Source organism: Deltaproteobacteria bacterium (assembly GCA_040223695.1).
In the GTDB taxonomy this organism is placed as follows: domain Bacteria; phylum Desulfobacterota_D; class UBA1144; order Nemesobacterales; family UBA2774; genus JAVKFU01.
In genome coordinates, this window is sequence record JAVKFU010000009.1 from 24,872 (window position 1) to 37,298 (window position 12,427).

14 protein-coding genes are annotated in these 12,427 nt (G+C 46.7%); 5 read left to right on the forward strand and 9 right to left on the reverse strand.

Going from position 1 to position 12,427, the window contains the following annotated elements:
* The first annotated feature begins 165 nt into the window (after nt 1-165).
* Genes RIG61_01725 through RIG61_01735 form a run of 3 tightly spaced genes read left to right on the forward strand, consistent with a single transcriptional unit; the run spans nt 166 to nt 2,753 of the window.
* Entirely contained in the window at nt 166-1,002 is an 837-nt protein-coding gene (locus RIG61_01725; protein ID MEQ9617875.1) for a MoxR family ATPase, read from the forward strand.
* Between the two features lie 58 nt (nt 1,003-1,060).
* The gene (locus tag RIG61_01730) at nt 1,061-2,263 is read left to right on the forward strand and encodes a VWA domain-containing protein (protein ID MEQ9617876.1); all 1,203 of its coding nucleotides are present in this window, start codon (nt 1,061-1,063) and stop codon (nt 2,261-2,263) included.
* 31 nt (nt 2,264-2,294) lie between these two features.
* Nucleotides 2,295-2,753, forward strand: a complete 459-nt coding sequence (locus tag RIG61_01735) for a VOC family protein (GenBank protein ID MEQ9617877.1) — start codon at nt 2,295-2,297, stop codon at nt 2,751-2,753.
* Between the two features lie 13 nt (nt 2,754-2,766).
* Here RIG61_01735 and RIG61_01740 read toward each other — a convergent pair whose 3' ends face one another.
* The 8 genes from RIG61_01740 to RIG61_01775 form a co-directional block, all read right to left on the reverse strand.
* On the reverse strand, nt 2,767-3,402 hold the full coding sequence (locus RIG61_01740; GenBank protein ID MEQ9617878.1) for a CPBP family intramembrane glutamic endopeptidase: 636 nt from the start codon (nt 3,400-3,402) through the stop codon (nt 2,767-2,769).
* 73 nt (nt 3,403-3,475) lie between these two features.
* Nucleotides 3,476-4,060 (reverse strand): thioredoxin domain-containing protein, encoded by a 585-nt coding sequence (locus RIG61_01745; protein MEQ9617879.1) that lies wholly within the window; start codon nt 4,058-4,060, stop codon nt 3,476-3,478.
* A gap of 96 nt (nt 4,061-4,156) precedes the next feature.
* Complete coding sequence (gene purU, locus RIG61_01750; protein ID MEQ9617880.1) at nt 4,157-5,038, reverse strand: formyltetrahydrofolate deformylase; 882 nt, start codon at nt 5,036-5,038, stop codon at nt 4,157-4,159.
* 28 nt (nt 5,039-5,066) lie between these two features.
* Nucleotides 5,067-5,438: a metallopeptidase family protein gene (locus tag RIG61_01755; GenBank protein MEQ9617881.1), complete on the reverse strand. Its 372-nt coding sequence runs from the start codon at nt 5,436-5,438 to the stop codon at nt 5,067-5,069.
* 104 nt (nt 5,439-5,542) lie between these two features.
* Nucleotides 5,543-6,151: an ACP phosphodiesterase gene (locus tag RIG61_01760; GenBank protein ID MEQ9617882.1), complete on the reverse strand. Its 609-nt coding sequence runs from the start codon at nt 6,149-6,151 to the stop codon at nt 5,543-5,545.
* 85 nt (nt 6,152-6,236) lie between these two features.
* The gene (locus RIG61_01765) at nt 6,237-6,689 is read right to left on the reverse strand and encodes an FKBP-type peptidyl-prolyl cis-trans isomerase (GenBank protein MEQ9617883.1); all 453 of its coding nucleotides are present in this window, start codon (nt 6,687-6,689) and stop codon (nt 6,237-6,239) included.
* 589 nt (nt 6,690-7,278) lie between these two features.
* Entirely contained in the window at nt 7,279-8,346 is a 1,068-nt protein-coding gene (locus RIG61_01770) for a right-handed parallel beta-helix repeat-containing protein (protein MEQ9617884.1), read from the reverse strand.
* Between the two features lie 544 nt (nt 8,347-8,890).
* Nucleotides 8,891-9,256, reverse strand: a complete 366-nt coding sequence (locus RIG61_01775) for a nuclear transport factor 2 family protein (GenBank protein ID MEQ9617885.1) — start codon at nt 9,254-9,256, stop codon at nt 8,891-8,893.
* A 233-nt stretch (nt 9,257-9,489) separates the two neighbouring features.
* Here RIG61_01775 and RIG61_01780 point away from each other — a divergent pair, with 233 nt between their 5' ends.
* Entirely contained in the window at nt 9,490-10,275 is a 786-nt protein-coding gene (locus tag RIG61_01780) for an enoyl-CoA hydratase-related protein (protein ID MEQ9617886.1), read from the forward strand.
* Nucleotides 10,276-10,499: 224 nt separating this feature from the next.
* Nucleotides 10,500-11,255, forward strand: coding sequence for a 3-oxoacyl-ACP reductase family protein (locus tag RIG61_01785; protein ID MEQ9617887.1), 756 nt, complete (start codon nt 10,500-10,502; stop codon nt 11,253-11,255).
* A 92-nt stretch (nt 11,256-11,347) separates the two neighbouring features.
* Here the strand turns inward: RIG61_01785 and phaC are convergent, their stop codons facing one another.
* A complete protein-coding gene (phaC, locus tag RIG61_01790) occupies nt 11,348-12,415 on the reverse strand; it encodes a class III poly(R)-hydroxyalkanoic acid synthase subunit PhaC (protein ID MEQ9617888.1) in 1,068 nt (355 codons plus the stop codon).
* Nucleotides 12,416-12,427 lie beyond the last annotated feature (12 nt).

Genomic DNA, 12,427 nt, shown 5'->3' on the forward strand with positions numbered 1-12,427 from the left:
GCTATCCGGAATTCTGTTAATCGTGATGCGGTTTCCCGACAGTTTGATATACACCTTTATAAAAAGTATACTTTTATTACTTAGGGGACTGATACGGCTCGGATTGCAGTTAAGTATAATTCCTAATCTGAATTCAACTCGATAATAAATTAAGGGGTCAGAGAAATGAAATTCGAAGGCACAGAAAACTATATTTCGACAAGGGATTTGAATCTTGCGGTTAACGCTTCAATTACTCTGCAAAGGCCGCTCCTCATAAAGGGGGAGCCGGGCACGGGAAAGACCATGCTCGCTTTCGAGGTGGCTGAAGCCATCGGAAAGGAGCTGATAACATGGCACGTGAAATCATCTACGAGCGCGCAGCAGGGCCTTTACGAATACGACGCCGTCTCGAGGCTGCGTGATTCCCAGCTGGGTGACGAAAGGGTCAATGACATATCGAATTACATAAAGAAGGGCAAGCTGTGGCAGGCGTTTGAGTCTGAAGAACAGGTTGTATTGCTTATAGACGAAATAGACAAGGCCGATATCGAGTTTCCGAACGACCTCTTGCTGGAGCTGGACAGGATGGAGTTCTACTGCTACGAGCTTCGGAAAACGATAACAGCTAAAGAACGCCCTATAATAATAATCACTTCCAATAACGAAAAGGAGCTCCCCGACGCATTTCTCAGAAGGTGCTTCTTTCATTATATCAGCTTCCCCGACAGGGAGACACTGAAAGCCATAGTCAAGGTCCATTATCCCGACCTGGAGGACAAGCTCATAGAAAACGCCATGAATGTGTTTTACGATATCAGGGAAATCGACGGGCTCAAGAAAAAGCCTTCTACGAGCGAATTAATCGACTGGCTCAAGCTTATAATGGTCGGCAAGATTACGGAATCCGAGCTCGGGTCAGTGGACTTGTCCGAAAAGCTTCCTCCGTTCGCAGGCGCTTTGTTGAAGAATGAGCAGGATCACGAGCTTCTCACCCGCATCAGGCTCAGGTACAGGCGATAGCATTAATCCATTTACTTTATATTGGTAGATTCGGCGGTTAATCAAAAAAAGGTGCATGATGTTTTTGGATTTTTTTCTACTGCTTAAAAATGACGGCATTCCGGTTACGATAAGGGAGTATCTCACCTTCCTTGAGGCCCTGGACGAGGGCATAGCCGAGTACAGCGTCGATGATTTCTACTTCCTGAGCCGAACCACGCTTATCAAGCACGAGCATCATCTGGACAGGTTCGACCTACTTTTCGGATATTACTTCGAGGGGGTGGAGAAAATCGACACGGAAGATTTCATTAAAATCCCCGAGGAGTGGCTCCGCAAGAGCTTCGTAAACGCCCTGACCGAGGAAGAGAAGAAAATGATAAAAGCCATGGGCGGGCTTGATAAAATCCTCGAACGGCTTAAAGAGCTCATGGAGAAGCAGAAGAAAAAGCACCAGGGCGGAAACAAATGGATAGGCACGGGAGGGACATCTCCATTCGGAGCTTACGGCTACAATCCCGAGGGGATAAGGATAGGGCAGGAGGAGAGCAGGCACAGAAGGGCGGTCAAGGTCTGGGACAAGAGAGAGTTCCGCGATCTGGACGACGGAGTGGAGCTTCAGACGAGGAATATGAAGATGGCGCTCAGGAGACTCCGCATATTGACCCGGGAGGGAGTGGACGAGGAGCTCGACCTCGATAAGACTATCGACAGGACGTCGAAGAACGCAGGACTGCTCGAGCTTGAGATGGTTCCTGCCAAGAAGAACAATGTTAAGGTGCTCCTCTTTCTCGATATCGGGGGTTCGATGGACGACCATATCGAGCTCTGCTCAAGACTGTTCTCGGCGGCCAGGTACGAGTTCAAGCATTTGGAGTACTACTATTTTCACAACTGCCTATACGAGTTTGTCTGGAAAAACAACCAAAGGAGATGGCAGGAAGCCATTCCCACCTTCGAAGTTCTTCATACGTACAACAGCGATTACAAGGTAATCATGGTGGGTGACGCTTCAATGTCCCCTTACGAGCTGCTCTACCCGAACGGCAGCGTCGAGCACAATAACGACGAGTCCGGCTTCGTCTGGCTCGAGCGGCTCAAGACTCAATACCCCGACATTGTCTGGCTTAACCCCGTGCCCGTCCAGCAGTGGCGTTACACGGAGTCTATCGGCATGGTGAGGGAATTTATGGACGACCGCATGTTCCCCCTTACTCTGTCCGGGCTTCAGCAGGCAATCAAGGCGCTTAAAAACAAGAAAGTGAAATTTGACCAGCACTGATCTGCTTTAAGCACTATGTTCTTCAAAACTGATGATCCGCGCAATAGACCATATTAACTTCGTCGTTTCAAACCTCGAAAAATCCGTCAAGTTCTACACAGAGCTTCTCGGTTTTAAAGAGTCCAAAAGGGCGCACCTGGAAGGGGACTGGATAGAGTCTATCGTGGGCCTGAAAGGGGTTGTCGCGGACGTGGCATTTATTATAGCGCCTGCCGGCGAGCCGAGAATAGAGCTGCTGTGCTATAAGACTCCAACGGGAGAAGCACTGCCCGCTAACTCCCTCGCCAACACTATCGGAATAAGGCATCTGGCTCTCAGGGTGGACGACATAAACGGCATGGCTGAGAAACTGAAAAATGCCGGGGTCAGGCTTCTGAGCGACCCCGTCGTAGTTCCCGAGACGGTTGTCACTCACGACGCCGGACACAAGATGCTTTGCTACTTCCATGACCCCGATGGTGTGCTTCTCGAAATCACCGAATATAAATAGCCCGTGAGTTGATTCACAGGAAGCTGATGAAAGCCTTGTTCGAGACGTTGATCACAAGGTGCATTATATAGGCGGGCCAGAACGAGTTTCCCCTGTAGCAGATATAACCCCAGACGATGCCGCTCAGTATGGTGCTTATGGTTTCGATCTCGGGCTTTCCGATATGAAGGAGCGCGAAAGGGATCATCTGAATCAGAATGCTTCCCTCCCTGAATTTGTCCTTTAGACCGAAGAGCATGAATCCGCGGAATAAAAACTCCCACCCCAGGAAATAGACCGCCATCTGAACCGCGTACCATGCAAATTCTGTATGCCGCTTTGTATAGTATCTTTGTACCGATGACACGTCCGATGCCAAATAGAGTATCGGGATTGCTATTAGGAGGAATATCAACGCGTAAGCCGACCATAGCCTTACGTTTCCAATCCTGAGGCCGAAGTTGAGGGGATTCTTCCTCAGCACTATTAAAATCGTGGCTATCGGCAGAGCGGCAAAATAGATCAGAGAGCTTACCCAGAAGCTCCCTATTTGATGGTACTCATTGAGTATCATAAAGAGAGTGGCCGATGCGACGACGATTATTTCGGAAGAATAGGTAACGAGGAAGCTTCTCAGATTCTTGAGGTCGGAGGGGAATGAGTCGGACATGGCTTAATACTGATTGAAACTTTAAGCCGGGTCAAATTGAGAAATCATACGGGGTATTCAATAAAACAGAAAGTCAGTCTGTTCTGGATATTGCTCTCATGGTTTCGTTCGTTATGGCGGGTCCCCTCTCGATGAATTCCCCCTCCGGGCCGTAAATAATGAAATACGGCAGCGAAGGCAAATTGTAGTATTTCGGGAGAGGATTCTCCCAGTTGATAATATCTATCTCCCTGAGGGCGAGTGTGTCGCCGTCTCGCGCGAATTCTTCGAGCTTCGGTTTTAGTGTCTTACATGGCGCGCACCAGTCGGCGTAAAACATGAAGGCAGTATATTTGCCCGGCTCAATATAATCTATAACATTGATCAGTCTTCCCCTGCTGATTATTTTTACCTTATCGTAGCTGCCGTGCTGCTGCTCGTAGTCGTAACCGTCATGCGTGCTCGACGGGGGAGTGGAGTCGGTGTCGGTTCGCGATTTTGCTTCGCTCTTTATAATCTCGCTTTTGTGCCCGGAAGGGCAGGGGCTTGTCTTATAAGTCACACTGCCTTCTTCGTCCGTACACATATAGGTATCCGAAAGCGCATCGAACGGTTGCGAAGATAATAAGAGGAGAATTATGCTGATGCGGCATATGGTTTCGATTGCAAGGTCTTTCATCTGAAGCGTCCTGTTGATTGATACCCGGTCTAACTATACATTTATAAAGATGTGTAACGATAATTGTGTTGAATTCAGGCGTACCGGTTTACGCTCTCAGTCAAAAATGAGAGTCCTGTTTCCATAGACGAGTATCATCCTTTTCAGGTGGTACCAGATCGCCTGCGAAAGGACTACCTTTTCCAGGTCCCTTCCCTTCCTGACCAGATCCTCAATACTGTCCTTATGGGATACGCGTACGACGTTTTGTTCTATTATCGGCCCCGCGTCGAGATCGGCTGTGACGTAATGGCTTGTCGCGCCGATAATTTTGACCCCTCTCTCATAAGCCGAGTGGTAGGGCCGCGCGCCCGGGAAAGCCGGAAGGAAGGAATGGTGGATATTGATTATCCTGTTCTGATAGTGGCTTACGAAATCCTCGCTCAGAATCTGCATATATCTTGCGAGGACGACGAAGTCTATCTCATATTCCCTCAGAAGGTCGAGCTGCTTTTTCTCCGCGGCCTTTTTGTCCTCTTTCACATTCGGGGTAACGTGAAAATCGATCCCGAATGTCTTTGCTATCGGCTCCAGATCGCCGTGGTTACTGATAATGAGCGGCACCTCGACTTTCCATTCATCCGGATGGCATCGGGACAGTATGTCGTGGAGGCAATGAGGGAGCGTGGAGACGAAGATAGCCATCCGTGGGGTGTAGTCTGAGAAATAGAGATTCCACTTCATTCCGAATTTCTCCGCTATTAAGGTCTGGAAGTACTCCCCGATCTTCCCGGCTGGAATCGAAAAGTTAGTAAGATCCCATTCCACACGCATGAAGAACACCTTTTCCTGAGTATCCACGTGCTGATCGAGATATATGATGTTGCCGTCGTTCTTGAATATGAACTCCGTAATCGCGGCGACAAGCCCCTTCTTGTCCGGGCAGTGAATTAACAGTATTGCGGAGGGGCTTTGCTCTATATTGTTTTCTATGCTCATTTATTTATTTTCCGGCTTGTAAATAGATTCAGTCCCTTCCCATAAGCTCGTAGATCTCATCATCGGACAAGCCGAAGTAATGAGCGATCTCATGCTTGAGAACTTCATTTATCCTCTCTTCGATTTCCCTGTCGTTCCTGCAAACCTTTTCAATGTCTTTTTGAAAAAGCACTATTTCATCGGGGAGCCTCACGCCCTGCCAGACGCTTCTCAGGTGAAGCGGGGTTCCCCTGTAAAGACCTAGCAGGAGGCTGTCGCCCCGTACTTTAAGCTTTTCCAGATCGTCCCTGGTGGGATAGTCCTCTACTCTTATAACGACGTTATCGATTTTTTTCTTAAATTCTTCGGGAATTCTCTCGTAAGCCTTATCTACCAGTTCTTCAAACTTTTTTCTATTCAAATCAGTTGGGCGGTATCCGTTCGGGAATTTATAGTTGTAGTAATATTATAATAAGACGGAGCAGCTTTCAATCAGAATTAATTCGGAATTGAATTTGATTCGGTTTAATTATCCCCTGATCCGTTTTGCCTGTAATTCTCGACGAAGCTTATGACCTGCGGGAAAAATTCATGGAAGCTGTCCTCGAGCCGGTCGTAATTCGATTCGATTTCCTCGACCGCGCCCGCGAGTGTGTTTTCCCTGTTAAAACGTCTCCTGAGCCTGCCGGAGATTCTGTCGAGAGTCCTGCCTATTCCGTCAAGCTCCCTGTATGATCCGAGCCAGTCCTCGTCAATCATCCTGGGGAGAAAATACTGAAGTTTCTCAGGAAGAATTTCTCTGTGCCTCATTAAAAGCTCGTACGTATTTCCTATGAAGCCGGTTAATTCCGAACTTGAGTAGTCGGACCAGTTCTTTGCGAGGAAATGATCGAAAGTGAGGTCGATAATGACTCCGGCGAACCTGCGCCTCTCAGCGCCTATCATTCTTTTACTGGTGAGAAAATTTTCGTGGGAGTCCGTGAAGAGATCGACTTTCCTGTGAGTCTTTATCCCTTTGATTATCTCAGGCCCGTATTCGTCCCTTAGCGGGCCCTTGACGAAATCTCCGAGCAGATTGCCGAGAATCGACTCGTCCGAGTCCTCGGCCAGATATAAGTGCGCCAGATAGTTCATGATGAATTAACGGGCCTTTTCCTGGTATAGAGCGGCTTGTCCCTGCTATATTGAAACGCCGCTGCGGGGATTTTGACAGGAATGATTATTTCGATATATCTACCAGCTCCACGTCAAATATCAGTGTCGAGCTTGGCGGAATTACGGGCGGGTATCCCCGTTCACCGTAAGCCAGGTCCGGAGGTATTATCAATTGACGTTTGCCTCCCACCTTCATGTCTGAAATGCCCTCGTCCCAGCCCTTTATTACCTGTCCCACTCCGAGTACGAACTCGATAGGCTCCCCTCTTTTTACCGAGCTGTCGAAAACCGTTCCGTCCTCTAATTTTCCCGTGTAGTGGACGCTTACCGTTTGTCCCTTCTCGGGCTTGGTTCCATCCCCTTCCTCAATTACTATATATTGCAATCCTGATTCTGTCTTTTCGATTTTGGGTTCCTCCTTTTTTTCGTCTGCGTCCGCATAGAAGCTCACCAGGCTGGGAGCTATAAATGCCAGTAATAAAAAAACGGCGGTGCTTGTTTTCATAATCTTTGTCATATAGATGTCTCCGGGGGGCGGGTTATTTTGTCTGTTTACGCGACTGGGTTATCAATTTACCTGATTTTATTTAACAGAGCTAATTATTTTTGCTCTTGTTGCGGGCCTTCTTCAAATAACGGATTTATGTCTATATAACTGTAGAGCTTCTGAATCCTGTCGTCCCTTAAGTTATATATATCCGCGAATATCCTTTTTTTCTGCTTGTCTTCGGTCTATATATTCTGTGCGGTTCTGACGCGGAACGTATATTCTCCAAGCTACATAATGATGCGGTCTTGGTTCTTTCCCGCGTTGTTTATCGAGGAGTTCCCTCTCGGCAATGAGTATATTGAGAGGACCGGACAGCGGAAGACGGTCATAACCTGAGTTCTGTTGATCTACGTGAATATTACGACGGCAATAACGTGAATAATTTATATAAGTATACACAGCCTGTTTGTTAATTCCCCAAATCTCAAAATCCGGAGAATTCACGTTAGAGCCTCCGTTCAGGTGCAAACTAACACCGGGAATATATCTTCCGTGTATTTAACAGTAGGCTCCATTTTCGGATACTCGGAGTGAGTAGAGAGAGGGGGAGAAAGAATCAACCGCATCCAATGCATATATTGCTGTTCAGGTCCCAGCCGGTAATATCCCTGTAATTCTGCCAGTCCGAGCGCTTATCGCCATTCCATATCCAGAGGGTGCCTGCAACCCTCCAGATATTATTGTCAACGAAACTGTCCTCTGATTCGGAATCATAGACCTGAACCGCCGCAAAGTCAGGGAGACTGGTATGGAATTCATTATTTGTAATCGTATTATCTTGACTTTTCCAAATGCCGATAAAAGTCCAATCAACGTCATCAGTATTCGGCCTTGAGTCACCTATGAATATATTGTTAGTTATCACCGCACCTTCCACGTTGTAGTAGAGAGCTAGTCCCCATGAGTTGTTCTCAATCAGATTCCCGTCAACCAGCGTATCCGTCATTTTGCTCTGGCAGCCCTGACCGTTCCACTGAATCCCTCTTCCGCCATGGCCGAGAATATAATTATTGCGTATAACGATATTATCGATTCCCGAGCACTCGAAGTCGCTCATGTATATACCGTGGCAGTGTTTCGGGGATGACACACCATCGAATTGACATTCACCTGGATCAACCCCGTTATAAGCTATAGTATTGCTTTCTATAACGATATTGTCGGTAGAAATTATCAATATCCCCTGATAAAGATTATCATGTATGTAGTTGTTCCTTATGGTGTTATTCCCCTGATAAAACTTCACTCCGTCATATCCGCCTCTTATCTCGAAACCTTCGAGCACTACGTAATTGGCATTAAACTCCACACGGTTCCCTCTCTCGGTACCGGGGACAATAACAGGGTTGTGGTCGGGAAAGTTCGCTATCGTAATCGGATTCCCCGGGGCGCCACTCGTCATGATATTGATTTTACCCCTGTAAGTTCCGTTCTTAACGAGAATGACCGTGCCCGGTGAAGCGCCGTTCAGGGCCGATTGTATATCCCTGAAATCACCGCCCCCGCTTGCATCAACTATCCTTTCCGCGGAATCAGGAGTACCTGTAGACGACCCACCACCACTGCACGTGATACACAGAAAATACAATAATAGAACTGAAAAAACCGAAACTACCCTTTTCATTTGCATATTCCCCCTCGAAGCAAAGCACTTTAAAGCACTACCCTGAAAACTAATCCTTTTATCAAGGCGGAAGAAACACGGTCTTCATATTTCTCTTTCCAGCCTGATGCCTTACTTCGACCCCCCCATCCGATCGGTTGAATATAATACATCAGGAGTGTCGGAATAACCAAGGGGAAATCGCAAATTATATAATCGATAGGATGTAATTACTAATCATCACGGCTGGTTAAACAGCCTGCTTGATAGTTGTATTTTGCTGAATAAGGGGATAAGGGGTGACAACCGGGGGAAGTACGCGTTACGTGGTTGAAGATCCTCCCAGTTCATGAGACGGGTGGCGTAGACTTATCGCCAATCTGCTCCAAGGATTCACGCTTCCGAAATTGGTAAGTAATAATGCCCCTAATATAAGTAAGCTAAATCTCGGCTTCAAATTAGCAGTTACGTCTCTCTCGTTTGGTTGGGGTTATTTGTTGTTTGTCTAGAGTTCGGAGGTTAGATAAAACGTTACTAAAATGTTTGAGCTAATTCGGGTTCTGTTTTATGCACTGTCCCGTTCAAATAACGGATTTATGTCTATATAACTGTAGAGCTTCTGAATCCTGTCCTCTTTAAGGTAATAAATGTCCGCGAAAGGCAGGGTTATTTCGCTGTCGTCAAGCCTTGTGAACGTTACCTCCCCCTGAACTATTATCGAGTCCGGATGAATCCATCTTCTTATGACGTTAAATTTCACCCCTCCGATAAGCTCGAAGAAATCGCCTACCGCCTTTCCTATGGCCTCTCTTCCGACCAGGGGTTCGTTGTTCCCGTCCTGCAAGATAGCGTCATCGGTCAGAAACTTTATCAACTTGTCCGCGTCTTTAGTTTCAAAAGCGTTTAAAAATTTATCGAGATTGAAAGCCATTATGAATCCCCGGCCAGTAGCGTAACTACTTCTTTTTATCTAATAAACTAACATAACGACAAGCGAATTTCATGGTCAGGCTATTTTAAGCCTCGGATTAAGTATATGAGAGTTCGAATGTGCCTGGGCAATCCGATTTGCCGGCGTGTCCGGGGATTGACAACCCCCGTTTACCCTGTATTAATATCAGCTTTACGTAGAGAAGCTCAATTAACCTGTCGAGGAGGAGTCAAATGGGATTTGAATTTATCGGCTACGAAAGAGAACCGAACGATATAGGAGTTCTTACAATTAACCGTCCGAAAGTTCTGAATGCGCTTAACTGGGATACACTCAGAGAGCTCAAAGTTTTCCTGCAGGACGTAATGCCGAAAGAGGATTTGAAAGCCCTGATTGTAACCGGGGCGGGCGAAAAGGCTTTCGTAGCGGGCGCTGATATAGCGCAGATGAACGAAATGAAAGAACGGGATTTTCAGGATTATGTCGATTATGCTCACGGGGTTTATCAAATGATTGAAAACGATCCGTGCCCGTCTATCGCCGCTATTAACGGTTATGCTCTGGGGGGAGGCTGCGAGCTTGCGCTTGCCTGTGACATAAGACTGGCGTCGGATAAGGCGAGGTTGGGGTTTCCTGAGGTGAAGCTCGGAATATTTCCGGGATGGGGCGGGACACAGAGAATCACAAGGATACTCGGTCTCGGTAAAACGAAAGAGCTTGTGTTTACCGGGGAAATGATAACCGCTGAAGAGGCTCTCAGGATAGGCCTTGTCGAACGTGTGGTGCCTCATGAGGAAGTAATGAATGAGGCGAAAAAACTCGCGGGTGCTATTGCCAAAAGAGGTCCGATTGCTGTCAGGTTATCTAAAACTGCAATCAATGCGGGCTCCGAAATGGACTTACAAAAGGCGCTTCTGCTTGAAAAAACGCTGGTTTCACTGTGCTTTGACTCTAAGGACAGGGTAGAGGGCATGGAAGCCTTTCTGCAAAAGAGGGAGCCTGAGTTTACGGGCGAGTGAGAAGTTAGCAGACGCCCCAAATACTCCCGGGTTTCTAACTGCCCTGAATCCTTGAATATAACTTATACGCTTATATAAATTCCGTATGCCGGAGAAAGGCTTTTCCATTTCCGGGCACTGTTTCTAATCCTCCCCTCTTCAAGTTGACAAAAGAGCTATTAGGAATAAAATCTATAATCTTTGTTTAATGGGACTGTAAATTCTCAAGCTCTAGGAGGTGCTTTATGCTGGAACAGTTGCACGATTTAACTGACAAGGTTGCGGTAGTGACCGGAGGATCAAGGGGAATCGGCAGGTCTATATGCCTCGCTTTGGCCGAGGCGGGCGCCGATATATTACTCAACTATTCGCGTAGTGACAAAGAAGCCGATAAGGTGAAAAAAGAAATAGAAAAAATGGGCAGGAAATGCGTTACTTTGAGAGCCAATGTAGGTAATTTTCAGCAGGCGCAAAACCTTGGAAAAGCCGCCATGAACCATTTCGGAAAAGTCGACATTCTAGTCAATAACGCGGGTATAAACCGGGACAGGACTCTCAAAAGAATGACCTTCGAGCAGTGGAACGAAGTAATACAGACCAATCTTTCAAGCGTATTCAATTGTACCAAAGCCGTAATCGATCCTATGATGGAAAACGGCGGGGTAATTGTCTCAATATCTTCAATCATAGGTGAGATGGGAAACATGGGACAGTGTAACTACGCTTCTACAAAGGCAGGAATAATCGGTTTTACCAAAACTATGGCAAGGGAGCTTTGCCGGAATAATATACGCGTTAACGCCGTTGCCCCGGGTTTTGTTGAAACGGACATGCTCGGTACCGTGCCGGAGGATATCAGGGAGGGGATAAAGAAGGAGATAGCTCTCGCCAGATTCGGCACGCCCGAGGAGATAGCTCTTGCCGTTGTTTATCTTTGCTCTCCGGCCGCCTCCTGGATAACGGGAGTGACCTTAAGAATAAACGGCGGTCATTATATATAAGACTCATTTTGGAATCGTCCGTATTTGTGAACATTTAACGGCGATTTCACATGTTCACAAATACGGATCATCTATGTTTTTCTTCAATCCTGTTAAGAAGATCTCTTTATCAGCCAGTCGGCTACTTCCGGCCATAATCCCTTCAGCGACCTGCTGCTTACAGAGAGGCCGATATGACCTGTGGGGTATACAATTGTTTCCTTGTCTTTACTGGATATAAGATCGTTAAAAACAAGGCTCGAGGCAGGGGGGACAAGGTGGTCGTGTTCCGCGATCAGGTTCAAAACTGAACATTTAATCTCTTTAAGGTCAATCAGCTTGCCGTTAATCCTCAGCCTGTTTTCTGCCAGCTGATTTTCCTGATACAGATATTTTACGAATTCCCTGAATACCTCCCCCGCGACAGCGATGTTATCGTTGAGCCATTTCTCCATAGCGAGGAAATTATCGACAAAAGCCTCGTTATCAACATTTTCATAAAAGTTCACGTATTTTGAAACGAGGTTTTGCACCGGCTTCATAAATAAAAATCCCGATTGAAGAAATTCAGCCGGAGCGTTACCGTAGGCTTCGATGAACTTGTCTACATCGAAATTCGACTTGTCGCCCCAGAGGTTTAAGGTGCCATCCACCTTAAAGTCGATACCCGCCGTCATGAGTACGAGGTTTTGTACGTCCTCCGGGTAGAGAGCCGTGTACATCGCGGACATGGTGCCGCCCATGCAGTAACCGAGAATGCTTACCTTATCGGAACCGGAGTCTTTTTTAACCTTCTCGACCACTTTTTTGATATATCTGTTTATATAGTGGTTGAAACCGAGGTCTTTATCTTCATCCCCGGGGGCGCCCCAGTCAATCAGGTAAACATCGATTCCCTTTTTGAGAAGCACTTCCACAACGCTTCTTCCTGGTTTTAAATCGAGAATGTAAGGGCGGTTGACGAGAGCGAATATCATTATAAGCGGAACCGGCTGAGTCTTTTTCGCGACCGGATGGTAATGAAGCAGTTTAAGCTTGTTTTCAGTGAATATTACCTCATGGGGTGTTGTGCCGACTTCAACGTCAGGCGGATTGACCAACGCTAAATCAATAGCCTTGCTGAATTTGTCTTTCGCCTTCTCGGCTTTTTTCAATGCTGAATCAAGATAATTATTTTCCATAACTATTATGTC